20 protein-coding genes and 2 pseudogenes are annotated in these 23,415 nt (G+C 60.4%); 9 read left to right on the top strand and 13 right to left on the bottom strand.

Annotated features, from left to right (window positions below; translation table 11 throughout):
* Positions 1–157: 157 nt before the first annotated feature.
* From ACA058_RS13350 to ACA058_RS13330, 5 genes are all read right to left on the bottom strand, one after another.
* Positions 158–1,696: an ArnT family glycosyltransferase gene (locus tag ACA058_RS13350; RefSeq protein ID WP_497639498.1), complete on the bottom strand. Its 1,539-nt coding sequence runs from the start codon at positions 1,694–1,696 to the stop codon at positions 158–160.
* A gap of 3 nt (positions 1,697–1,699) precedes the next feature.
* On the bottom strand, positions 1,700–1,978 hold the full coding sequence (locus ACA058_RS13345) for a lipid-A-disaccharide synthase N-terminal domain-containing protein (protein WP_497639497.1): 279 nt from the start codon (positions 1,976–1,978) through the stop codon (positions 1,700–1,702).
* Positions 1,975–2,724, bottom strand: a complete 750-nt coding sequence (locus ACA058_RS13340) for a glycosyltransferase family 2 protein (RefSeq protein WP_497639496.1) — start codon at positions 2,722–2,724, stop codon at positions 1,975–1,977. The genes ACA058_RS13345 and ACA058_RS13340 overlap by 4 nt, the downstream gene beginning before the upstream one ends.
* A 47-nt stretch (positions 2,725–2,771) precedes the next feature.
* Positions 2,772–3,734, bottom strand: a complete 963-nt coding sequence (locus ACA058_RS13335) for an NAD-dependent epimerase (protein WP_497639495.1) — start codon at positions 3,732–3,734, stop codon at positions 2,772–2,774.
* 186 nt (positions 3,735–3,920) lie between these two features.
* Positions 3,921–4,541, bottom strand: a complete 621-nt coding sequence (locus ACA058_RS13330; RefSeq protein WP_497639494.1) for a cell wall hydrolase — start codon at positions 4,539–4,541, stop codon at positions 3,921–3,923.
* Positions 4,542–4,685: 144 nt separating this feature from the next.
* On the opposite strand from ACA058_RS13330, the gene ACA058_RS13325 reads away from it, so the two are divergent.
* The 8 genes and pseudogenes from ACA058_RS13325 to ACA058_RS13290 all read left to right on the top strand — a co-directional run.
* On the top strand, positions 4,686–5,537 hold the full coding sequence (locus ACA058_RS13325) for a CAP domain-containing protein (RefSeq protein WP_497639493.1): 852 nt from the start codon (positions 4,686–4,688) through the stop codon (positions 5,535–5,537).
* 123 nt (positions 5,538–5,660) lie between these two features.
* Positions 5,661–7,019 carry a chromate efflux transporter gene (chrA, locus tag ACA058_RS13320; RefSeq protein ID WP_497639492.1) on the top strand — a complete coding sequence of 453 codons (1,359 nt, stop codon included), beginning with the start codon at positions 5,661–5,663 and terminating at the stop codon, positions 7,017–7,019.
* A gap of 401 nt (positions 7,020–7,420) precedes the next feature.
* Complete coding sequence (locus tag ACA058_RS13315; protein ID WP_497639491.1) at positions 7,421–8,785, top strand: glutamine synthetase family protein; 1,365 nt, start codon at positions 7,421–7,423, stop codon at positions 8,783–8,785.
* Positions 8,786–8,947: 162 nt separating this feature from the next.
* Entirely contained in the window at positions 8,948–10,243 is a 1,296-nt protein-coding gene (locus ACA058_RS13310) for an NAD(P)/FAD-dependent oxidoreductase (RefSeq protein WP_497639490.1), read from the top strand.
* 214 nt (positions 10,244–10,457) lie between these two features.
* Positions 10,458–10,895 (top strand): hypothetical protein, encoded by a 438-nt coding sequence (locus ACA058_RS13305; protein WP_497639489.1) that lies wholly within the window; start codon positions 10,458–10,460, stop codon positions 10,893–10,895.
* A gap of 40 nt (positions 10,896–10,935) precedes the next feature.
* Positions 10,936–11,367 (top strand): PaaI family thioesterase, encoded by a 432-nt coding sequence (locus tag ACA058_RS13300; RefSeq protein ID WP_497639488.1) that lies wholly within the window; start codon positions 10,936–10,938, stop codon positions 11,365–11,367.
* A complete protein-coding gene (locus tag ACA058_RS13295) occupies positions 11,357–11,608 on the top strand; it encodes a hypothetical protein (protein WP_497639487.1) in 252 nt (83 codons plus the stop codon). Before ACA058_RS13300 ends, ACA058_RS13295 begins: the two co-directional genes overlap by 11 nt.
* Positions 11,609–11,661: 53 nt before the next feature.
* Positions 11,662–11,757, top strand: a pseudogene (locus tag ACA058_RS13290) (NapC/NirT family cytochrome c); the annotation flags it as partial.
* Positions 11,758–11,761: 4 nt separating this feature from the next.
* Here the strand turns inward: ACA058_RS13290 and ACA058_RS13285 are convergent.
* From ACA058_RS13285 to ACA058_RS13250, 8 genes and pseudogenes are all read right to left on the bottom strand, one after another.
* A pseudogene (locus ACA058_RS13285) lies at positions 11,762–12,043 on the bottom strand (ATPase); the annotation flags it as partial.
* Between the two features lie 197 nt (positions 12,044–12,240).
* Positions 12,241–13,428, bottom strand: a complete 1,188-nt coding sequence (locus tag ACA058_RS13280; protein ID WP_497639486.1) for a DUF6708 domain-containing protein — start codon at positions 13,426–13,428, stop codon at positions 12,241–12,243.
* Positions 13,421–14,281 carry a hypothetical protein gene (locus tag ACA058_RS13275; protein ID WP_497639485.1) on the bottom strand — a complete coding sequence of 287 codons (861 nt, stop codon included), beginning with the start codon at positions 14,279–14,281 and terminating at the stop codon, positions 13,421–13,423. Before ACA058_RS13275 ends, ACA058_RS13280 begins: the two co-directional genes overlap by 8 nt.
* Positions 14,278–15,360 carry a DUF6708 domain-containing protein gene (locus ACA058_RS13270; RefSeq protein ID WP_497639484.1) on the bottom strand — a complete coding sequence of 361 codons (1,083 nt, stop codon included), beginning with the start codon at positions 15,358–15,360 and terminating at the stop codon, positions 14,278–14,280. The genes ACA058_RS13275 and ACA058_RS13270 overlap by 4 nt, the downstream gene beginning before the upstream one ends.
* A gap of 97 nt (positions 15,361–15,457) precedes the next feature.
* Complete coding sequence (locus ACA058_RS13265) at positions 15,458–18,835, bottom strand: toxin VasX (RefSeq protein WP_497639483.1); 3,378 nt, start codon at positions 18,833–18,835, stop codon at positions 15,458–15,460.
* On the bottom strand, positions 18,832–19,704 hold the full coding sequence (locus tag ACA058_RS13260; RefSeq protein WP_497639482.1) for a DUF4123 domain-containing protein: 873 nt from the start codon (positions 19,702–19,704) through the stop codon (positions 18,832–18,834). Before ACA058_RS13260 ends, ACA058_RS13265 begins: the two co-directional genes overlap by 4 nt.
* Positions 19,697–21,769 carry a type VI secretion system Vgr family protein gene (locus ACA058_RS13255; RefSeq protein ID WP_497639481.1) on the bottom strand — a complete coding sequence of 691 codons (2,073 nt, stop codon included), beginning with the start codon at positions 21,767–21,769 and terminating at the stop codon, positions 19,697–19,699. Before ACA058_RS13255 ends, ACA058_RS13260 begins: the two co-directional genes overlap by 8 nt.
* 316 nt (positions 21,770–22,085) lie before the next feature.
* On the bottom strand, positions 22,086–22,754 hold the full coding sequence (locus ACA058_RS13250) for an ATPase (protein ID WP_497639480.1): 669 nt from the start codon (positions 22,752–22,754) through the stop codon (positions 22,086–22,088).
* Positions 22,755–23,156: 402 nt separating this feature from the next.
* On the opposite strand from ACA058_RS13250, the gene ACA058_RS13245 reads away from it, so the two are divergent.
* Positions 23,157–23,393, top strand: coding sequence for a hypothetical protein (locus ACA058_RS13245; protein ID WP_497639479.1), 237 nt, complete (start codon positions 23,157–23,159; stop codon positions 23,391–23,393).
* The last annotated feature ends 22 nt before the right edge of the window (positions 23,394–23,415 follow it).

The raw sequence follows: 23,415 nt of genomic DNA, 5'->3' as shown, positions 1-23,415 counted from the left end.
CGCGTCATCGTTGACCTCCATCGCGAGCATGCTCGCTCCTACAGGCTCTTCCAAGTGACTCGCTGTAAAAGCGAAACCCTAAGTGGCCGTTACCGCAGGAATGGATATGTCCAAATATGCACCTGCAGCAACCAACTTAAAGTGCACAGCATTAGCTTCAGTAGGCGACGGTCGCTTGCACCTGCGGATCAGCCCAGGAAAACCGATACACCGTCGACGACGCTCGCGGATGACACTGCCCGTTATCCGCATCCGCCCCGACAATCGACCATCGCGCCCGGGAGTTCTGCCCCAGTTCCCGCGCGGCCTCGGGCTTGAAGCAGCGGTCCAGCACTTCATCCGGCACCAGGGCGTAGTCCTGCGGGTGTTCGCGCAGCCACTGCGCAGCCCTTTGCACCGTAGAGTCGAGCATACCGAAGTGGACGATCGGCTGGCGGGCGAACAGCCAGTGCCCTTCGCTCCAGTTGACCAATACCAGGTCTGCGCCATGGGTCATGCTGTTGGCCTGGGCCATGAGCGTTTGATTGGGATTGGTTCCGTCCCGGACCGGCTCGACGAACCCCCGGGCGAACCACAGCACGAACCAGGTCGCGACCAAGGCCGGGAACACTCGCCGCAATCGCGGGCGCTGCCTGGACCAACGCTGCAGCAACCAGGGCACCAGTGGCGCTGCCACCAGGACCAGCCCGGGCAACGCCGGGTAAATGTACAACTTGCGCTTGCCGCTGCTGATACAGAAAAACAGCACCACCAGCGCCACCCAGCCGAGCAACACCAACACCCGGCCATCGCGTTTTTGCAACTGACGGCGCCAGGCGGGCACCAGCCACGGCAACACCAATACCAGCGGCAGCCAATACTGCGCAATGACGTTGGTGAAGAAGTACCAGAAGGGTTCACGGTGATGCCAGGCGGCGGCATAGCGTCCGGCGGTCTGGCGCAGGAGGATTTCCCGCGCATAGGCGATTTCGTCAGCGCTGCCATCGAGCATTATGGACAAGGCCAGGGGCAGCAGCCAGATCGAAATCGCTGCCAGCATGAGCACCAACCCGAGCAACCATCTGCGCGCCTGGCCCGGCATCGCCACCACCCCCGGCCAACCCTTGCGCACCGCATAGGCATAGGGGATCAGCAGCAGCGCCGGGAGAAAGCCCACGCCTTTGGTGATCACGCCGATGCCCATCGCCGCGCATCCCACATAGAACCAGCGCCAGGCAGGCCCGAGCAGCAGGTGACGGGCCATGGCATACAAGCCCAGGGTCGTGAACAGAATCAGGAGGCTGTCGATCTGCCCGGTGCGCAGGATGCTGTAGGTCTGGTAGGTCGCCAGGTACAACAGTGCAGCGAGGCGACCGATACGCTGGCACCAGAGCCGACGGCCCAGGTCATAGACCAGCGCCGTGACCGTTGCCGCCGACAACAGCCCCGGAATATACAGCGCGATGTTGGGCATGCCGGTCAGCCAGACGAAGAACGCCACCGTCCACATGAAGATCGGCGGCTTGTCGCCGTAGATCTCCCCGGCCCGGTGCGGAATCAGCCACGAGCCGTTGTGCAGCATCTCCAGGGCCACACCCAGGAAGCGCTCCTCATCGACGTTCTGCGCCTGACGCAGCCCCAGCCCGGCGCCGATCAACAGCAAGGCCAGCAGCATCAGGCCCAGGCATTCGACCCGGGGCGAGAGGGTTCGGCGCATGGTTTATTCCTTGAGTTTTCGGCTTTTGGCAATCAATTGCAGGTTGCGCAGATACACGATGGAGCCAAACGCCTGCCCGGCAATGAACACCGGGTCCTGGCGGTAAATGGCGTAGGCAAACAGCAAGGTGCTGCCGACGATGCTCAGGTACCAGAAGCTCACCGGGATGACGCTGCGCTTCTTGTATTCGCTGTACAGCCACTGCAGGACGAACCGACCGGTAAACGCGATCTGTCCGGCAAAACCGATCACCAGCCACATGGCTTCGCGGGTCATGATCATCCTTCGAGCTCCTGGGCGTGGGTGTTCAGGCGCGTGCGCTTGATCAGCCACCAGACGCCGACCAGGTCGAGAATGCCCACCAGGGCACGGTCGAGGTTGCCGTACTTGGACACCCCCGCCGTGCGCGCTCGATGGTTGACCGGATAGACGATCATTCGGCCGTTGTGGCGCTGGATCAATGCCGGAATGAATCGATGCATGTGGTCGAAATACGGCAGGCGCAAAAACGCCGCGCGTTCGATCAGCTTCAGGCCGCAGCCGGTGTCCGGCGTGGCATCCTTGAGCAGGCGCCGGCGCAGGCCGTTGGCGAAACGCGAGGCCCAGCGCTTGCTCGCGGTATCGCGACGGTTGGTCCGGTGACCGGCCACCAACTGCACATCGCCGCTACCGCGCTCGCTTCGCAGCCCACGTACCATGGCCAACATGCCGGGGATGTCCGCCGGATCGTTCTGGCCGTCGCCGTCGAGGGTGGCCAGCCATTGCCCACGCGCTTCCCGTGCCGCGTGGTAGAGCGAGGTGCTTTGCCCCAGCGAGCGTTCATGGTGCAGGATGCGCAAGGCACTCAGACCGCTGTTCCTGATCTGCCGCAGCTCGTGCAAGGTGGCATCGGTACTGCCGTCGTCGACCACGATAATTTCATACACTTCGTTTGCCAGCGCCTCGCGCACCTCTTCAAGCAACGGCTTGAGGTTGTTCGCTTCGTTCTTCGCCGGAATCAGTACCGATACAAATATGTCTTGGCTCATGGAGTCCCCTCGCCCTTTTGGCTTTACCGTTATCAGCGGCGAACGATTCAAATCTGATAAAACTGCCGATACCACTGCACAAATGCCCCGACCCCGGTCTCAACTGACACCTGCGGGCGAAAGTCGACCCACGCTTGCAGCGCCGAGACATCAGCCCAGGTCTTGACCACATCACCGTCCTGCATCGGCATGAAGTTACGCCGGGCCTCTTTGCCCAATGCCGATTCCAGGCACTCGATAAAATCCAGCAGCGCCACGGGCTCACCGCGACCGATGTTGAACAGTCGATTGATACCCTCGCCCGGCGGCCTTGTGCGCAGGCGGGCGATGCTTTCAACGATGTCGTCGATGTAGGTGAAGTCCCGCGCCATCTCGCCCTGGTTGTAGACGTCAATGGGCCGGCCGTTGAGGATCGCCTCGGTGAATTTGAACGGTGCCATGTCGGGCCGGCTCCAGGGCCCGTAGACGGTAAAGAAGCGCAGGCCGCTGGCCTTGAGGCCGTATAGATGGCAGTAACTGTGGGCCAGCAGTTCATTGGTACGCTTGGTGGCCGCGTACAACGAAACCGGGTGATCGACGGCATCTTCGACGCTGAAAGGCATCTTGCGGTTGCTGCCGTACACCGAACTGCTCGACGCATAGATCAGGTGCCCGGGGCGATGGTGCCGACAGGCTTCCAGCACATTGAGGAAACCCACCAAGTTCGATTGGGCGTAGACATCCGGATGGTCCAGCGAATAACGCACGCCGGCCTGGGCGGCCAGATGCACCACTTCGCTGAACCGGTACTCGCGGAACAATTCCAGCAATGCCGGTTTATCGACGATGTCCATTTTCAGGAAGCGAAAGCCCGGTAAGGACTCAAGCGCCTTTAGCCGCGCCTGCTTGAGCGCTACGTCGTAGTAGTCGTTTAGGTTGTCGATCCCGACCACTTCATGACCGTCCTGGCACAAGCGCCTGGCCGTATGAAATCCGATGAAACCGGCGGCGCCGGTGACGAGAACCGTCACGAGGCGTTCACCCTAAAGGACGCACCTGGCGGTGCCGAATGACTGCTGAAAAACCACGCCTGCTTCATGTTCTGTTTCCGCTCATGACATTTCTAACGCGTTGCTCCGTCATGAAGTTTGTAAAACAGAAATATTGCAGTTTCGCTGGCCTGGATGAATTTCAAGGGTATTCCCGCATAAAAGCGACTACTTCGCATCCCCGGCTTGCGGTTTGTAAAACCTGAACAAGCCGATGTTGGCCGTATTGGTGTACTCCCTGGCCCAATTCGGCTTCACCGTGCGGTCATGGAAATACAGTGCGCCTTTTGTGCGATCCGGCAATTGCTTGTTCAATGCCTTGCGCGCGATTTCCTTGGCCATCGCGTAAGACACCTCTTCCTGTACAGAGTCGGAACGGCCGTCGCACCACCAGGAGAACTGGCAGCTCCTGGTTTCCGAGCCCTGCTTGACCACGCCGCATACGGTATCGGGAAAACCCTCGTGGCCGAGGCGGTTCATCACCACATTGGCCACCGCTTCCATGTCGGCCGCGTTCTTGCCTTTGGCTTCCCAGTAGATCGAACGGGCGAGACAGGTGATGGCGTCATCCAGCGGCGCTTTGCCCGCCGGGTCCACGGCCTGGACCTCAGGCTGGGTAATGGCTGCAGACTTGGGCGCCGCCGCGGGACTGCTGTTTTCTGCGGCCTTGCGCTCCAGCACCTCGGCCTTGTCTTCAGCGATTTTCTGTTTTTGTTCCTGGTCAGTGGCGAATGCCGGGACAGCGAGCAGGGTCAGGGCGAGGCAGGTGGCTAACCAGTCGTGGCGCATGGTCGGGCACTACTCTGTAGGCAGTATTGGTCCAGTGTAGTAGTGAAATGATGGCGCAGAGAATGCGACATCACGGAAAAAGGCATTGCGCTCAAGGGGGGCACTTCGCGCATCATGGGCGCAGTCAGCTCAAGGAGGATTTCCATGCATTTCCTATCATCCACTCTGCGCCTTGCCGGGTTTTCACTGGGACTTCTATTTGCCGCCACCGCGCTGGCGAGCGAAGAGTCGCAACTGATCGAATCGATCAACGTCTACCGCAGCCAGTTGCAGCGTTGCGCCGGCCAGGTGTCATCGGAACTGCCGCCGCTGTCGGCCGACCCGCGGCTGGTGCTGTCCGCCGCCAGCGTCGGCAACCTGCAGCAGGCCATGGCCACTGCCGGGTATCCGATGAAGAACGTGCAGGCGATCAGCCTGTCCGGGCCGCGTGATGCGCCCTCGGCCATGAAGGCGATCCAGGAAAGTTTTTGCCAGATCGTGCTCGACCCGCAATTCGTCGACGTCGGCGTCAGCCGCCAGGACCGCGAGTGGCGCATCGTACTGGCCCGGCCATTGTTGAGCGCACGCCTGGGCGATTGGCAAGCCGAAGGGCAAAAGCTGCTGGCCGAACTCAACGTCGCGCGCAGCCAACCCCGCCAGTGCGGCGCGCAAGCCTTCAACGCCACCACCCCGCTGACCTGGAACGCCACCTTGGCGAGCGCCGCCGAAACCCAGTCGCGCAGCATGGCCAACAACAACTACTTCGATCACAAGGACCGCGACGGCCGTACCCCAGGCGACCGCGCGGAACTGGCGGGCTACGACTTCCAGCAGATCGGCGAAAACATCGCCGCCGGGCAGGACAGCGTGCGCAAGGTGGTCGACGGCTGGCTAACCAGCCCCAGCCATTGCGCCAACCTGATGAACCCGCTGTTCCGCGATTTGGGCGCGGCGTATGCGGTTGATCCGAAGAGCGATGCGGGGATTTACTGGACGGTGATGTTTGGGGCCCTGTAGGAGCCGGCTTGCCGGCGAAGGCGTCCTTCACCCTGGGAGACTGTGTCACAATAAGCGCCTTTCCAAAGCGTGGCATCATGGCTAAAGTCGCTGGCTCGAAGCGCCTTCGCAAGGAACATCCGCTTGAGCCCTACGCCTTCCCCAAACAGCCAGCCAGAACCAGCAAAGCCCGCTGCAATCAGCCTGCGAGAAGCGTTCCGCTTCTGGCTCAAGCTCGGCTTCATCAGCTTCGGCGGGCCGGCGGGGCAGATTTCGATCATGCACCAGGAACTGGTCGAGCGCCGACGCTGGATCTCCGAGCGACGCTTTCTGCATGCGCTCAACTATTGCATGTTGCTGCCCGGCCCTGAGGCCCAGCAACTGGCGACCTACATCGGCTGGCTGATGCACCGGACCTGGGGCGGCGTGATCGCCGGTGCGCTGTTCGTGCTGCCGTCGCTGTTCATCCTGATTGCCTTGTCGTGGGTGTATATCGCCTTCGGTGAGGTGCCGGTGGTGGCCGGGCTGTTCTACGGGATCAAGCCTGCGGTGACCGCGATTGTGCTGCAGGCGGCGCATCGAATCGGCTCCCGCGCATTGAAGAACGGCTGGATGTGGGGCATCGCCGCCGCGTCATTCGTGGCCATCTTCGCGCTCAACGTGCCGTTTCCCTTGATCGTGTTGGGGGCGGCAATCATCGGTTATTTCGGCGGGCGTCTGGCACCCGAAAAGTTCCGCACCGGCGGCCACGGCGCAGCGCAAAAATCCTTCGGCGCGGCGCTGATCGATGACGACACACCGACACCCGAACACGCCCGTTTCAGTAGCTGGAAACTGCTACGCGTGGCCCTCATTGGCGCGGTGTTGTGGGCGCTGCCGATGGCCACCCTCACCGCCCTGTTCGGCTGGGAAGGCACGCTGACGCAGATGAGCTGGTTCTTTACCAAAGCGGCGCTGCTGACCTTCGGCGGTGCCTACGCGGTGCTGCCCTATGTTTACCAAGGTGCGGTGGGTCATTATGGCTGGCTCACGCCGACGCAGATGATCGATGGCCTGGCCCTCGGAGAAACCACTCCAGGGCCACTGATCATGGTCGTCGCCTTCGTCGGTTTCATCGGCGGCTATGTGCATCAGGTGTTCGGTCCTGATCAGGCCTTTGTCGCCGGTGCCGTCGCCGCCATGCTGGTGACCTGGTTCACCTTCCTGCCTTCGTTCCTGTTCATTCTCGCCGGTGGTCCCTTGGTGGAATCGACGCACAACGAACTCAAATTCACCGCGCCGTTGACGGCGATTACGGCGGCGGTGGTCGGGGTGATTGTCAATCTGGCGTGTTTCTTTGGCTATCATGTGCTGTGGCCCAAAGGTTTCGGCGGTCAGCTGGATTGGCCTTCGCTGCTGATCGCCATCGCGGCGGCCGTTGCGTTGTTGCGATTCAAGCGCGGGGTGATCGAAGTGTTGATCGGCTGCGGGCTGATCGGGCTGGGGGTGTACCTTCTGCGATGAAAACAGACGTTTACAGGTTTCACTTTCACCCCTAGTATCCAGCCACCGTGGATAGTTTGTTATCCGCCATCGACGATTTCCCCTGCTGGAAACCTGTGTCATGAGCACCTCACCGTCAGAGCACCACTTGCTGGATGTCTCGATCCTGACCACCTCTGTGTTGGTCGTGGAAGGCATTGCCTCATGAAACGCATCGTCAACCTGCCCATGGCCCTGCGCCGCTCCAAACTGCGTCACTCCGCACGCCCGCCGGATAGCACCCTGCTCGCCTGAATCGCGTCCCCGACGCGTCGAGCCCCCACCTTTTCGCTATCGCTGCCAACCCGCCGCGGACCTTTATCCGTCGTCGTGCCCTGGCCTGAATCCGTGCGTCCGCGGGACGCCAACGTGAGTGACGAACAATGAAATTCGCAGCCCTTGAAGACGCCCAACATTTTTTGGCGAACAACCCCGATATCGACATGATCGAGCTGTTCATTCTCGATGCCAACGGCGTGCCGCGCGGCAAGTTGTTGCACCGCGAGGAACTGCTGGCGGTGTATGAAAGCGGTCGCCCGCTGCCCAGCACCATTCTCGGCCTGACCTTGCAAGGTGATGACGTCGAGAACTCCGGGCTGGTCTGGGATGTGGGCGACATCGACTGCCGCGCCTATCCGCTCGAAGGCAGTCTGGTGCGTTTGCCGTGGCGGCAGATTCCGACGGCGGCGGTGCAAGTCAGCATGCACCCGCAAGAAGGCATGCCGGCGAGCATCGCTGACCCACGTCACCTGCTGATCAAGGTCATCGAGCGTTTGCAAGCCGAGGGTTACCACCCGGTGATGGCGTGCGAGCTGGAGTTCTATTTGCTGGACGCCAAGCGTGACCACCACGGTCGCCCGCAACCGGCGCTGGACGTTGACGGCGGTCGACCGCGACACACTCAGGTCTATGGCCTGCGTGAGCTGGAGCAGATCGAACCCTTCCTCGCCGACCTCTATGCCGCGTGCAAACTCCATGGCATTCCGGCGCGCACGGCGATTTCCGAGTACGCCCCAGGGCAAGTGGAAATCACCCTGGAACACGGTGATGCCTTGCAAGCGATGGATCAGGCCGTGCGTTACAAACGACTGGTGAAAGCCGTGGCCCACAGGCACGGCATGCAGGCGACGTTCATGGCCAAACCCTTTGATCATCTGGCAGGCACCGGCATGCACATGCACGTCAGCATCGCCGACACCGAAGGCCGCAACCTGTTCGCGTCCGAGGACCCGGCTGGCACCCCGCTGCTGCGCACCGCCATCGGTGGCATGCTGGCGTCCCTGCTCGATTCGCTGTTGCTGTTCTGCCCCAATGCCAACTCCTACCGGCGTTTCCAGGCCAACAGCTATGCGCCGCTGGCCCCGACCTGGGGCGTCGACAACCGTACCGTCAGCCTGCGTGTTCCCGGTGGCCCGGCCAACAGCCGCCACATCGAACATCGCATCTGCGGCGCCGACGCCAACCCGTACCTGGCAGCGGCGGCGATCCTGGCCGGCATCCATCGTGGCATCAGCGAGAACCTCGATCCGGGCGAACCGGTGCAAGGCAACGGCTACGCGCAGGCCACGCAATTGCTGCCGACCGATTGGCTGACGTCACTGACGGCGCTGGAAAATTCGGTGTGGGCGCGGGATGCGTTGGGGCAGGAATTTCTTGGGGTATATCTGGCGGTCAAGCGTGCCGAGTACCGGCAGTTCATGGCTGAGGTGGGTGAGCAGGATTGGCGCTGGTACTTGACTGAGGCGTAAACCACCCAGTCAGCCACCGAGAACCTTGTAGGAGCAAGGCTTGCCCGCGATGGCGGTATGTCAGTTGAAATTAATGCTGAATGACACACCGCCATCGCGGGCAAGCCCTGCTCCTACAGGGGCTGCGCCTGCTTTCCTACCTCTTTTGCCTGGACATGAAACATGACCCAACACACCAATTCCTACTACACCGCCACCCTCAACCATGAAACGGACTACCCAACCCTGCAAGGCCAACACCGTGTCGACGTGGTGATCATCGGCGGCGGTTTCACCGGTGTCGCCACGGCGGTCGAACTGGCGGAGAAAGGCCTGAAAGTCGCCATCGTCGAAAGCCACAAGATCGGCTGGGGCGCCACCGGGCGCAACGGCGGCCAGGTCACCGGCAGCCTCTCGGGTGACGAAGCGATGCGCAAACAGATGCGCCGCACCCTCGGCGACGAAGTCGACGATTTCATCTGGCAGCTGCGCTGGCGCGGGCACCAGATCATCGAGCAACGGGTGGAGAAATACGGCATCGCCTGCGACCTCAAGCACGGCCACCTGCATGCGGCGTACAAACCGGGCCACATGGACGGTTTGCGCAAGGACTACGACGAAGCGGTGCGCCGTGGCATGGGCGACGACGTCAGCCTGCTCGACCGCAGCCAGGTACGCGACCTGCTGCAAAGCGACCTTTACCACGGTGCGATCAAGAACACGCGCAACATGCACCTGCACCCACTCAACCTGTGCATCGGCGAAGCGCGGGCGGCGCAAAGCCTGGGCGCGCTGATCTTCGAAAACAGCGAAGTGCTGGAAATCATTCACGGCGATGGCTTTCACAAGAGCCCAGGCGTACGCACCGCCCACGGGCGCATCGACGCCAATCAGGTCCTGTTGGCCGGCGACGTCTACCACAAACTGGAACCGGGCAAGCTCAAGGGCAAGATCTTCCCGGCCATGGGCGGTATCGTCACCACTGCGCCGCTGGGGGACCTGGCCAAACAGATCAACCCTGAAGACCTGGCGGTCTATGATTGCCGCTTCGTGCTCGACTATTACCGCCTGACCGCCGACGGACGTCTACTGTTCGGCGGCGGCGCCAACTACAGCGGCAAGGATTCGCGCGACATCGCCGCAGAGTTGCGCCCGTGCATCGAGCAGACGTTCCCGGCACTCAAAGGCGTTGCCATCGATTACCAGTGGAGCTGCGCGATGGGCATCGTGATCAACCGCATCCCGCAACTGGGCAAACTCTCGGACAACGTCTGGTACTGCCAGGGCTACTCCGGGCACGGCATCGCCACCACCCACATCATGGGCGAAATCATGGGCCGCGCGATTACCGGGCATCTGGCACAGTACGACACCTTCGCCGCCTGCCAACACATCCGCGTGCCCATGGGCGACCTGCTCGGCAACCCGATGCTGGCCGCGGGCATGTGGTACTACCAGATGCTTGAGCGACTACGCTGAGTCGCTCGGTGCCAGTACATGGCGGCCGTACACTCACCAGATATCCACCCTGTTACTTCTGACAGTAGACAGCCAAAAATTCAACAGCTAGTTTAATTTCACGAATTGCCAAACAGCTTCTCAGAAGAGGTGCGGGGTGTAGATTACCCTCATTAAATCAGGCCAGGACGGTGTCAGCCACGTAGTGCCCTGCCGTATCGAATGGATCGCAGACATGGACATGTATTACTGGCTCGCACTCGTTAGTTATGCACTGGCTTTTCTGATCATTGTGGCGTTTTCAGTTGTTTACTTGAAGCGTTCTGACTTCCTGCCCTATCACGGCATCGCCATTGCTCGCCCGTGGGATGAGGTCGACTCGCGTATGCAGTTGCTGATCATGGCGCTGATCAAGGTGGCCGGGTGGGCATGGCTGGCTGTGGCCTTCGCTGGCTTCGTGCTGTTGTACCTGCTTTTCTCGCGCAATGCGGAGTTTTCACTACTGATCATATTTCAAGTGTTCTGCCTGATTGCAGTTACGCCACCCATAGCCGTCGCCATTCATATTCACAAGAAAACGGATGCACCAACCCCGATTCGCAGCGGCACTTTAGTCGTGTTGCTAACGTTATCGGGATTCACGTTCGCATTGCTATCCGGCCATTACGCATAGCTTTGCAGGACTCTCCCGCACACCATGAAGGTAACGAACCATGAACCTCGACTCATTGTTCTGGAAAGTCGTTAAGGGTGATCTTCCCTTGCCAAATGCAGCCGCATTACTGGGATGGAAATTCATCAGGCACGATGAACGCAAGAATAAGGCCTATGTCGAATTTGATGCTCCCACTTCGTTGACCAATCCAATGGGCAACATTCAGGGGGGTATGCTTTCAGCCATGCTGGATGACTGCATGGGGCCAGCGGTATATGCAAACCTGCATGCTAACCAAATCGCCATCACGGTCGAGGCGAAAACCCAATTCTTCCGCCCTGCTTCGCCGGGACGCATTATCGGATGGGGCCGCATTGATCACGCAACTAACAAGTTATGCTTCACTTCGGGTCAACTCACCAATGAAGCCCACGAAGTTCTGGCGCGCGCGACAGCCATTTACCAAATCGTCAATCGTCGTGAGCCGTGAATCGGATGGCCGTCATCGGCGAGGCGGTAACCGCCGTGATGGTGATGTCCGACGGCAGCAACCGAGTCAGTTATCAATTCTTTCGATCTTTCAAATCACCAAGCCGAATTTTTTATTTGCGCCCGACCTGTTCAAGATGAGCGCCATCACCCCTGTCTCGGATGGAAACGACATGAATCTAAATTTCGCCTTTGCCTGCATGATCGTGGTTTCGTTCACCATCGCGTTGGTGCACACCTGATCGCGACAATGCGCACCCGGCTTTTCTTCCTGTATCGAACGGTGCCTTAAGGCGCGACGTCATTGGTCAAGGGCGAGGCAACCTGCATTGACTGCCACAAGGGCATTGCGCACAAGCTGCCGGATATGAGCGGTGTCAAAGGCTGGTAGCGGTTCAGTTGCTCGCGACATGATCCACATTGCCCGATGTCACCAGCGTCTTCAACGACGCATCGAACTGTTTCAACGCGCTCACTTGCAACTCGGTCTGCTGATTGATCTGCGCGGCAATCTGCGGCGCGGCTTTGCCATGCACCCACACCGAGGGCATCTGCTCGGCACGTGAACCTTCAGTCTGGCCGATGTACTGCAGGTTCGAATCATAGAATTTGGCCACAAACCGCGCCTCAACCTGATTGTTGCGTTTCGACACCAGGCGACTGTAGGTGTCGAGCAGCCCCCCATTGGCTTTGGCGGCGATGCTCAGCAACCGTGGGTTGGCTTCGGCCCAGGCCAGGTCCCGCAGTTGCGCGGGCCTCTTGAGGATCTGGCTGATGATAGACGTCGTGTGTCTGGCACCCCAGGTGTTGGCGCCCACGAGAATGCCGTCGCCAGCGATCCGTCGGCCGCTGGGTAAGGTGTGCGGTGGTGGGTTCAATGCAGCCCCGCCGCCTTGCAGGCGTCGACGAAGGTTGCGCCTTTTTTGTCCATGGCGGTCTTGACCAGGGCGTTGGCTTTTTGCAGGGCGGGGCTGGGTTGGGCCCATTGTTCGGGGGGCAGCGGTTGCGACCAGGCTTGTACGCTTTCAGGCAGGATCGGACGGCCCTTGCGGTGGGCCCATTCGGCGATCAGGTAGGGCATTTTCCAGAACACTATCACCCGCCTGACGTACCACCAGCGCAGAGGCCATCGGGTTCGCTTGCCGTAACCGTATTGGTGTCGCTGCTCGGCGGTCAGGTCGGCGCCGTCATCGTCCAAAGAGCCCATGAAACGTGCGCCTTTGCGTTCGATCTCAAAGGTGTGCAGGCCCTCGTAGGGCTTGAGTTCGTCTTCGGTGGGTGTAAGCCCCAGAATCGCAAGCATGGGGTTGGGCGTATCCACCTGCTCCCCTTCTTCCATGTAATTGCGAATGAACGTCCACATGCCCAGCGCATGCGCATCGCTGGGTTGGGCCGACAGGATAAACTGCACGGTGTCGTGCTCCTCGTCCTCCAGGCCCATGCCGAAGGTGTAATCGCGCATCGCACCGTAGCTGGTCACGCCCTGGCTGCGGGCGACCCAGGCCACCACGCTCTCCCAAGGCACGATCAGCACCCGATGGGTGGTGTCGTCGATGTAGCACACTTCGCGGCGTTGGCGGTTGAAGCGGACCGGGTAGCTTTTGGCCAGGGTTCGGACGTTGGAGAGCATGCCGTAGATGAAGGCACCTAGGGGGATAATGGATAGAAGCGCGTAACTGGAAAAGACCTTAATAGCATCGATGAGATCCTTGAATGGGGTAGGGAAATTTTCTGGATAAGAAAGCACCCCATAAAGGATTACAAAACTGGGAGCCACAAATGCTGTAATCAGGGCCATCCAGATTCCAGTTGCCAGAATCTTCCCCTGCTCGACCATCCCCCTGTTGCTCCCCCCCAACTCCAGATAGGTCTCATTTATTTCTGAAAAGTTACGCCGCGACACTTGCGCCTGCCCGGTGTAGACCGGCAATGGCGCCAGGAACAGAGTTTCATTCAAGCCCCTGAGCCGCAGCTCCCCGGCACGGGGCCGCTGGCTGCGGATGTCCGGTGCCGACTCCGGGCTTTCCGGCGGTTTTCTGCGCTTGAACAGTCGGCTAATCATCGACCGCCGCCATTTCTTCGCGCTTGCATCCCCAGAAAAGCGCTTTGTCGAGGCCGCTGGGCAAGGTTTCCACTGGATCGAGCATAAACCGCCCCTGGGCCGGCAACCGTACACCGCGCACCGTCGCGATGCGCAGGTCGCGCAGGACAAAACTGGTGTAGTGAAACAAGTTGCGTTCGGCTTCCAGTTGGTAGCGGATGGTGAAGGCCAGGGCGAAATCCGACGTTTGCTGGGCTTCGCTGATCGGCAGGTGAAGGGTCAGTGCCTCGTCTTCCTGGCTGGCGACCACGGTCACCGCGGCCCAGGCCGCACTGTTTTCCTGCCAGCGGGCAGGCGGTGCCTGCCGACTGTAGGGTTGGGGGTGCCGATCGCGGGTTTGATGAAAGGCCCGCAGGTGCACTTTGCGGCTGTCCATTTCCCGCGTGCGCACACCGGGCAGTCGCAGTTGCAGGTAGGTGCGCTTGCCTTTGCGAACCAGCTCACAGGTGGGTTGTTGCACCACCTTGGCCAGGGCGCTCCAGTCCTCGGCCAGGCTGCGTTGCAGGTTGGCCGTGCCCCAGGCGCTGGCTTGTAGCCATTTTTGCAGGGCGTCCAGGTTGAAGTAGTTGTACAGACCTTCACCCACCAGTTGCAGGGCCGTGCCGATCAACCCCACCAGGTTGGCTTTGGCGGCGATGCTCAGCAGCCGCGGGCTGGCTTCGGCCCAGGCGAGGGACCGCAGTTGGGCGGGCTTCTTGAGGAACTGGCTGATGATAGACGTCGTGTGTCTGGCACCCCAGGTGTTGGCGCCCACGAGAATGCCGTCGCCAGCGATCCGTCGGCCGCTGGGTAAGGTGTGCGGTGGTGGGCTCAATGCAGCCCCGCCGCCTTGCATGCGTCGACGAAGGTTGCGCCTTTTTTGTCCATGGCGGTCTTGACCAAGGCGTTGGCTTTTTGCAGGGCGGGGCTGGGCTGGGCCCATTGTTCGGGGGGCAGCGGTTGCGACCAGGCACGCACGCTTTCAGGTAGGGTCGGGCGGCCCTTGCGGTGGGCCCATTCGGCGATCAGGTAGGGCATTTTCCAGAACACTATCACCCGTCTGACGTACCACCAGCGCAGGGGCCAGCGGGAACGCTTGGCGTATCCCCAACGCTTGCGCTCCTCGGCAGTCAGATCGCCTCCTCCATCGTCCAGCCTACCCAATGCCCTGGCGTCGAGCCGTTCGATTTCAAAGGTGTGCAGCCCTTCGTAAGGTTTGAGCTCGTCCTCGGTCAGGGTAATGCCCATCGCAGCAAGCATGGGGTTCGGCGTATCCACCTGCTCCCCGTCCTCCATGTAATTGCGAATGAACGTCCACATGCCCAGCGCATGCGCATCGCTGGGTTGGGCCGACAGGATAAACTGCACGGTGTCGTGCTCTTCGTCCTCCAGGCCCATGCCGAAGGTGTAATCGCGCATCGCACCGTAGCTGGACACGCCCTGGCTGCGGGCGACCCAGGCCACCACGCTCTCCCAGGGCACGATCAGCACCCGATGGCTGGTGTCGTCGATGTAGCAGACTTCGCGGCGTTGGCGGTTGAAGCGGACCGGGTAGCTTTTGGCCAGGGCTCGGACGTTGGAGAGCATGCCGTAGACGAAGGCGCCGAGGGGCAGAATGGATGCAAGGCTAATCTTGCTACCTGCCTCTATAAACAGGAGTAAATCGCGCCAGGGAGTCCTAAAGTTTTCTGGATAAAAGAGTACTCCGTACACGATGAATAGGCTCGGAGCAATGATAGCTACAAACAAGGCCATCCAGATTCCAGTTGCCAGGATCTTCCCCTGCTCGACCATCCCCCTGTTGCTCCCCCCCAACTCCAGATAGGTCTCGTTCATCGCCGAAAAGTTACGCCGAGACACTTGCGCCTGTCCGGTGTAGACCGGCAAGGGTGCCAGGAACAGGGTTTCATTCAAGCCTCTGACCTGCAGTTCACCAGCACATGGCCGCTGGCTACGGATGTCCGGTGTTGGCTCTGTAGCTTCAGTCGGTTTTCTGCGTTTGAACAGTCGGCTAATCATCGAGCGCCGCCATTTCTTCGCGCTTGAACCGCCTGAAGAGCGTCTTTTCGAGCCCGCTGGGCAAGGCTTCCACGTCATCGAGCACAAACCGGCCCTCGGCCGGCAACCGTACGCCCCGCACCGTCGCGATGCGCAGGTCGCGCAGGATAAAATTGGTGTGGTGAAACAAGTTGCGCTCGTCTTCCAGTTGGTAGCGGATGTTGAGGGCCAAAGCGAAATCCGAGGTTTGCTGGGCTTCGCTGATCGGCAGCTGAAGGGTCAGCGCCTCGTCTTCCTGGCTGACGGCCATGGCAACTGCAGCCCAGGCCGCACTGTTTGCCTGCCAACGGACGGGCGGTGCCTGCCGACTGTAGGGTTCGGATTGCCGATCGCGGGTTTGCTGAAAGGCCCGCAGGTGCAGTTGGCGACTGTCCATTTCGCGAGTGCGCACACCCGGCAGTCGCAGTTGCAAGTAGGTGCGCTGGCCTTCGCGAACCAGCTCACAGGTCGGTTGTTGCACCACCCGGGCCAAAGCGCTCCAGTCCTCGGCCAGGCTGCGTTGCAGATTGGCCGTGCCCCAGGCGCTGGCTTGCAGCCATTTTTGCAGGGCATCCAGGTTGAAGTAGTTGTACAGACCTTCGCCCACCAATTGCAGGGCCGTGCCGATCAGCCCCACCAGGTTGGCTCTGGCGGCGATGCTCAGCAGCCGCGGGCTGGCTTCGGCCCAGGCCAGGGCTCGCAGTTGAGCAGGCTTCTTGAGGATCTGGCTGATGATTGTTGTCGTGTGTTTGGCGCCCCAGGTGTTGGTGCCCACGAGAATGCCGTCGCCCGCGATTTGCAGGGTCGTAGCCGCCAATGCCTGATGATTGCCTGCGGCGAGCGCTTTGCCCCATTGTTGCGAATGTTTGCCTAAGTCTAATGCGGCAGCCAGACCACCAAAAAAGAATGCTCCAAAACCTGTAACACCCGTCCAGCGTCCCAGGCGGCTCATGGTATTAAGCTTGCCGGCGGCACTGTCCATTTGTTCGATATGTGCCTGCAAGATCGATTCAACGAAAACCGCAGCATCTGATAAAGAACGGTCATTGTTTTTGATGATCGCACTCAACGCCTCAACAAACTTCTGCCCCTGATACACAAACAGCAACAGCGCAATCCCATCCCCTCCGGAGTTCAAGATCCTACTCAGCGGCTTGCCAAACGTCCCCGTCGCGCGGAAATCCCGCACCGTGCGCTGCATTTCCTTTCGCAGCACCGGGTCCATGCCATCGACCACCGTACCGATCTGCCGGCGCCCGCCACCGCCCACCGTCAACGCCCGGCTGAGGCGGTCTTCCAGCGGCAGCAGCGCGTCCTTGAGCTCATTGATCCGCTGGTTATGCGCCTGCTCACTGCCCGGCGCGCTCAAGCCATGGGTTTGCCGCGACAACTCCTCACGGCGCAGCTTGTAGGCGCGCTTGAGCTGGCGGCGCAGATCGAGGGCGGCATCGCGGGTCTTGTTGAAGGCCTGGATTTCGTCAGCCGACGCCGCCCGCAGGGTCAAGCCGCTGCGGGAAAATTCGCGCAACAGTTGCAGGCGTGCCGACTGACCGAGGTCACGGAGGAACTTATTGGGGTCGATGTGCTGTCGCTGCTTTAGTGCGTCATGGGCAGTTTCTAGCTCGTCCGCAATGCTGAGTTGCCTGGCCGGGTTATACGCCCCATCCAACAAACTCTGCAGCCCCTTGAACCGCGTATTCAGATCCGCATAGTTGGGCAGCCGTTCGTTCATCAGGCTGTTGAATTGATTGGCCAGCGCATTGACGCTGGCCAGGCTGTCCGGGGCCGTGGCGACCTGGATCGAGAAGTTGCTCAGATCCAGCAGCTTCTTGCTCACATCCAGCTGTTCGGCGAGGGTCAGGGTTTCCAGCCCCGGGACAACGGCGAGCGGATTCTGCTCAAGGAAGGCGGCGAGTTTTTCCGTCGCGTCGCGATGGCTGCACAGGGCCGCCACGCAGACGAATTCGGTTTCCAGGCGATGCTCGATCTGCGCGTTTTGCTCGAAATCGTAATACCAGGCCGCTCGGTGAAAATGGCCGCCGGCGATCATGTTCAAGCGGTCTTCACGAATGGCTTGCAGGCGCTGTTGCCAATGGCTGAGCAGCGTTTGCTGCTGGCGGACGAACGCTTGCATCTCGGCCCGCTTGACCAGTTGATCGATGCCACGCTCGCCGATGGCCTTGCCGTTCAGTGCCTCCCAGGTTCGCAGGTGGAGGCCGGCGATGGTGCTTTGATGTTTTTGCCACAGCGCTTCGCCCAGGCCATCGAGCAGGTTGACGAAGGCCTGCGCGTAAGGATCGCTGGCCGCGGCCTTTCGCCAAGCCTGTTCGCCACCATAGATTGACGGCCCGTTGTGTTCGCGTTTGGCCCGCAAGTAATCATGAAGCGCCGTCTGCTGTTGCGGGTTGAGATCCTCTTGCAGGGCTTTGACATCGGGATCCGTGGCGGCCACGGCTTGCAGACGCTCCGGACCCGCCTCATACAAGGACTGGATGTAAGCGCCGGTGAGGTATTTGCGCTGGGCCTCCTCGTCGGCGCTCCAGTGCTCAATCCAGTCCGCCACCTGCAGCTGGGCGCTGGCGAGGTCGCGCATCACGCCAAAATCGTCGCGCAAGACCAAAAACAGGTAGTCGTTCTGGTAGATACCCAGCACCCGACTGGTGAGCGCTTCGATCCCCGTCTCCTTGAACAGCGGCGCGGCTTCCCAGCTATAGGGTTGGCGTTCCTGCGGGTGGGCGCCCTCGGGCAATGCCTCGGGGCCTGTGCCGGCGGCTGGCGGGATGGGCGGTGCCACTTCCGCCAGCCATTTTTCCGCCTGCAGCTTGCTCAACAAACCAGGACCGCCATCAACGGGGCAAGCGCTTACCAGATCGATGCGTTGCATCAAGCGTTCACGCTCGGTGGCGCTCTTGAGCACCTGCGCGCACTTGAAGGCCGTCCACTGGATCTCCGAATAGCTGGCGTACAAGCGGTGTTGCCGGTTGAACACCAGATGCGGCTCGCCGACCGACGCGGTGCGCGTGTCGCCCGCCACCTCCGCACCCTGCCACAGCAGTTTGCTGATATGCCCTTGCTCGACGCGGTATTCGTGCAGGTAGCCGGTGTTGTGATCGATGATGTACAGGTAGCCGTCACGCAGCAGCCGGATGCCCAGGGGCTGGCTGTTGAGCTTGAGCGGCATTGACAGTTTCGTAGAGGGATCGAGGTGTTCGACCAGGCCGTAGCGCAGCGGCAGCAGCTGCACTTTGTGGCCCATCAAGGGGCACAGCCCGATGGGTGAACGGGCGTCCTTGACGCTCTTGGCCATGGCCGCGACATTGGCGCTGACTTTGGGGGGTTGTCGGACAGTCACAGGAGGCCTCCTTGTCGATCGGCAGCGCGGCTTTCCGCGAGCTCGGCAGCACGTTGTACGCGCGCCAATGGGGCGCCCGCTGCCGTCCCCGCCAGCAGTTGCGCGATATCAAGATGTTCAATCACCGGTTGCCCGGCCAGATAACCAAAAACGTTCGCGTAAAAGAGCATTTCCTGCTCTGAAGAAAAGCCTTGCTGGTAGGCTTCGCTCGCCAGTTTTTGTGCATACTGACGACCCTCAGGCCCTGGAAAATTCGCCATGAACGCCGGGAAGTGCGCATGCAAGTGCTCAATCAAGTCTGAGACGACGTTGCGAAACTCGACCTCGCCCAGTGCCGTAAGCTCCAGATCGGTCAATCGATTAGCCTGCGGTTCAACGCGGGCCTGTTCGGGGCGGGTGTGCTGCCGCCAGGCGCCCGCTACTCCATCGGGCACGCAGACGTGGGCGACAGGCCCGAACCAGCGTGCGCTGTTGGCTTGGCACGCAAGGTCAAACATAGGATGCATGACGGCTGGATCGGCGATGCGCGGCATAACCTCCACGCCCTCCGCCTGCTCAACACTGAGCAGGCGGCGCCAATGTTTGCACAGCGTCAGCGCGTCGGCCTCGCTGAACAGCAGATACCCCCATTCCAGCGCGGCATGTTCCTGGAAGTACGCCAGCAGTGAATCCCCTGCCCCCTTGAGCGTGACCAGACAGGGTGAGATGTCTGCCAGCTCATGCCAGCGGGTGCCGTGGTACAGGCAATACACCGGGTTATCCCAGCGGTGCAGGCGACGCGCCAGATTCGCGGCGCTGACCCCGTCCAACAGCAGATAGGCCGGCAACGACCAGGGCAGATCATCTGGCAATGGCGGTAACTCAAGCATGGGCTGCTCCACTCTGCTGTTTGAGGACTTCGCACATCGCGCAAACAGGCTTTTTGGCCATCAGGGCCAATCGCTGCGCGTGGGCCGACAAGGGTGCAAGAAGGGGCGCGGAGACCGCCCCTAGCGCCGACAACGGCGGGACCGGCGCCACTCCCACCAACGGATCGCCCCCCTCATCGATGGCCACATTGCTGAAAATGCCCTCCGGGTTGATCACGATGTAGTGGTCACCGGCCTTGAGCGTCAGGCTTATGTTGGCTTCGACCACCACATTGGCGGCAGTGACATGGGCCTGGGGGCCGGCTTGGATCACCAGCGTGCCGCTGGCCGTGGTGCTGCTGTTGCCCGCAATGCTGATCAGCTCGTTTCCACCGATCATCGTGTGACGCTGGCCTTGCGTGGTGTGCAGTTCGTCGCCCTTGATCAGGCTGGAACTGTTGTTCCCGACCTGTTCAAACCGGTCGTTGCCAATCGCGCTGTGGCTGTCTCGCGTAATCTGCTCACGGCGGTCGTTACCGATCCTGGTCTCGCTGTCGTTGAGGATCATCTGTTCGAGGTCGCGCTGGGCGCGCAGGTAAATTTTTTCTTGCCCGGCACGGTCTTCAATCGACAGCTCGTTGTAGCCGCCAGTGGCGGGCGAGCTGCGGCTGCGCAGCACGGTTTTGGTCTTGTGCGCCGGCAAGGGGTACGGCACGCCGGTGATCGCGTTGGGCACGCAACCGGTAATCAACGGATGATCCGGATTGCCTTCCAGAAAGGTCACCAGCACTTCCATGCCGATGCGCGGGACGGTCACCGCCCCGAAGTGATCTCCCGCCCAGCTGGACGATACCCGTAGCCAACAACTGCTCACGTCATTGCCTAATCCGGCGCGGTCCCAATGAAACTCGACCTTGACCCGCCCGTATTCATCGCAAAAGATTTCTTCGCCCGCAGGCCCGGTGACACGGGCGGTCTGGCTGACCAACTGCGTTTTGCGCGGGACCAGCGGCGGACGATAAGACACATCCCAGGGAATCGCGCTGAAGCTGTTACGGTAACCCTGGGTGAAGCCGTCTTCGGGCTTGACCTCGCTGGTGATCGCTTCTTCAAGAACCTGGGGTTGTTTTCCAACGTGACTGACACTGAGCAACAACCACATATCGTTGTAGGGTTGGCGCGGGTGTTCGGTCAGTTCAAAGAAGTGGCCACTGCGCAAATTCGCTTGATCGCTGCAGCCCTCGGCCAGTTGGTAATCACTGCGATGGCGTTCCAGCGCGTGCCGGGTAAGCTGTTTCCCGTGTTTTTCATTCTCGATGAAAACGGGGTAGCGATAGTCTTCCAGTTCAGGCCCGCTACCGGCCGTGCAGTGACCTTCGAATGGCGCTTTCGGGCGCGTGAAGTCATAGTCGCGGCGCGTGGTCGTGCTGGTCCGGGTGCTGAAACGCATGGAAAAACGATCGATCACCGAGCGCTCCGCGACCATACCGGAGCCTGGTTGATAAGGGGTTGCACCCAAAAGGGGGAAGAAGCTCTGATGGTCGGTAAACACCAGCATGTGGCCATCGGGTGAGTGCTGGTGGTGCCAGGCAATGCCCTCCTCGGCACATAACCGCTGGATCAGCTCGTAGTCGCTTTCCCCATACTGAGTGCAGTAGACGCGCTCGGGGCCGGGGGTGACGTGGAAGGTAAACACATCGGCGAGAATGCCATGGCCTTTGAGTACCTGGGCGATGATTTGCGGTACGGTCAGGCCCTGGAAAATCCGTTGATGGTGGCTGAACTGCAAATAGTGCAGCGCCGGCACTAGGGTCAGGTGATAGCGGGTCAGGCGACGACCCGCCTCCCCCACGACGACATCTTCGATACGGCCATGAATGCCTTCGCCATTGAGGCCGAACTGGAGAAACGCCGGCTGGCGCAGCAGGCTTTCCAGATTGAAGTCGGGGTACTCGCTGACCAGCTCGAGGTGGATCGCGTACAAGCAGCTGATGGCTTCCGTACCGTCAAAGGCCAGTACTTTGAAATCGTTGCGAACCGTGGGGATTTTCAGTTCGAAATGAGCAACATTGGCCGGTGCGAACATAGGCTGATCCTTGAGCTGAGGACGACAACCGCACGAATCTCATCCATGACGACATCAACGAGCGGTAATGGCCAAGGAAGCTAACAAGAGCGAGCAGGAATGAATGCCGGAAAAGTCCACTGATGACGTCGGAATTTTCCGTATTCAGGATGATTAATTTTGCTCCATTAAAAAGCGCCCGTTGCCATGAAGGCCGCGAGCGCTTTTTTGTGGGCGAGCACTTGATTCCAAGCCAGCGAAGATTCCTGTGGGAAATTCAATGAATGAAGCTCACGAAGTTCTGGTGAGTGCGACAGCCATTTACCCTGACTCGGATTCAGTTGCTCGCGACATGATTCAGGTTTGCGCTTGTCACCAGTGTCTTCAGCGACGCATCGAACTGTTTCAACGCATTCACCTGCAACTCGGTCTGCTGATTGATTTGCGCCGCAATTTGCGGCGCGGCTTTGCCATGCACCCACACCGAGGGCATCTGCTCGGCACGTGAACCTGCAGCCTGCCCGATGTATTGCAGGTTCGAATCGTAGAACTTCGCCACGAACCTCGCTTCGACCTGATTGTTCCGCTTCGACACGAGGCGACTGTAGGTGTCGAGCATCACCACCACATCCGGATGAGCCTGCACCGCAGCATCGAGGTTTTCGTAGACCGTCACCGCTGCGAATTCCTTCTGCAACGACCCCATCAACCAGCCAATCGCTCGCTGCGGGTCGGAACTGTCGACGAACGCCTGGCTGATACGCGAATCCAGCTCAGGATTCTGCGCCCCCTTCACCGCCACATCGTGGTAGCTCTCAAGGTATTGCTGGGTATTGAGGGTGTTATCACTGTAAAGCACCGCCACTGTTTGCGTGTGTTGCAAACGAATGGCGCTGTCGGCGATTGACGGGAAGTGGCAGGACGCATCCGCAGCCATGGCCGGTGCGGTGGCAGCAAGGCTGCCGCTGAACACGGCGACAAAAACCAGCAAGGTCGACATTCTCATCGCGCTTATTCCTTCAATGGCGAGATCGGTATGGCGCTATCTTCCTCCCTTGGCTGAAAAACAGAACTTGCATTCTTTAATGATGGGTATCGAGCGAATGAATGATTGCTATGACGGCACCTGCGCGTTCGGTTTCCCGCAGCCCCCCCACTCGGGGCACCAAGTGGATATCGACACGACGGTTGGCCGAGTTCATCGACGGAAGAAGTCTGGTAAGAGCAAGTCGCGCTGACGATACGTCCGGGATACATCCCCCCGCATACCTGTTTCTCGCTTGTTACCTCGCCGCCGCTGTTGTCACTTCTGCACCGCTCGACAGCTCAATAAAGTAGGGCCTTCGGCATCCTGCAGGGACCTCAGAGCCCTGTTCAGCGCCGATCCCATCACGGAAGAGGTGACATCATGAGTTTCGTCAAAGTGGAAAAAAACCAGAGCAGCGCGCCATCGGAAGCCGAGATGAAAAAGGCCATGATCGAGTCGGGCGGCGTACCGGGCGAGGTTAGCGGAACCAACGCCGCCCGCACCCTGACTTACACCGGCGTGGTCAATCACACGGTGTATGAGAACAAGCTGATCGAGATTGCCCATGGCAAACGCACCAGCTGGAACTACGTCTGGGCCGACGCCCGGGCTGCCTGAAACCACGGCGGGGCGGCATGTA

The organism is Pseudomonas sp. LBUM1649 (assembly GCF_059716155.1).
This window is presented reverse-complemented; position numbering and strand designations above follow the sequence as displayed.

What these genes read in the sequence shown, in the direction of transcription:
- ACA058_RS13350 (WP_497639498.1), bottom strand. Translation starts at nt 1,696, where the DNA reads ATGCGCCGAACCCTCTCGCCCCGGGTCGAATGCCTGGGCCTGATGCTG.
- ACA058_RS13345 (WP_497639497.1), bottom strand. Translation starts at nt 1,978, where the DNA reads ATGATCATGACCCGCGAAGCCATGTGGCTGGTGATCGGTTTTGCCGGA.
- ACA058_RS13340 (WP_497639496.1), bottom strand. Translation starts at nt 2,724, where the DNA reads ATGAGCCAAGACATATTTGTATCGGTACTGATTCCGGCGAAGAACGAA.
- ACA058_RS13330 (WP_497639494.1), bottom strand. Translation starts at nt 4,541, where the DNA reads ATGCGCCACGACTGGTTAGCCACCTGCCTCGCCCTGACCCTGCTCGCT.
- ACA058_RS13325 (WP_497639493.1), top strand. Translation starts at nt 4,686, where the DNA reads ATGCATTTCCTATCATCCACTCTGCGCCTTGCCGGGTTTTCACTGGGA.
- ACA058_RS13315 (WP_497639491.1), top strand. Translation starts at nt 7,421, where the DNA reads ATGAAATTCGCAGCCCTTGAAGACGCCCAACATTTTTTGGCGAACAAC.
- ACA058_RS13310 (WP_497639490.1), top strand. Translation starts at nt 8,948, where the DNA reads ATGACCCAACACACCAATTCCTACTACACCGCCACCCTCAACCATGAA.
- ACA058_RS13305 (WP_497639489.1), top strand. Translation starts at nt 10,458, where the DNA reads ATGGACATGTATTACTGGCTCGCACTCGTTAGTTATGCACTGGCTTTT.
- ACA058_RS13300 (WP_497639488.1), top strand. Translation starts at nt 10,936, where the DNA reads ATGAACCTCGACTCATTGTTCTGGAAAGTCGTTAAGGGTGATCTTCCC.
- ACA058_RS13280 (WP_497639486.1), bottom strand. Translation starts at nt 13,428, where the DNA reads ATGATTAGCCGACTGTTCAAGCGCAGAAAACCGCCGGAAAGCCCGGAG.
- ACA058_RS13260 (WP_497639482.1), bottom strand. Translation starts at nt 19,704, where the DNA reads ATGCTTGAGTTACCGCCATTGCCAGATGATCTGCCCTGGTCGTTGCCG.
- ACA058_RS13255 (WP_497639481.1), bottom strand. Translation starts at nt 21,769, where the DNA reads ATGTTCGCACCGGCCAATGTTGCTCATTTCGAACTGAAAATCCCCACG.
- ACA058_RS13250 (WP_497639480.1), bottom strand. Translation starts at nt 22,754, where the DNA reads ATGAGAATGTCGACCTTGCTGGTTTTTGTCGCCGTGTTCAGCGGCAGC.
- ACA058_RS13245 (WP_497639479.1), top strand. Translation starts at nt 23,157, where the DNA reads ATGAGTTTCGTCAAAGTGGAAAAAAACCAGAGCAGCGCGCCATCGGAA.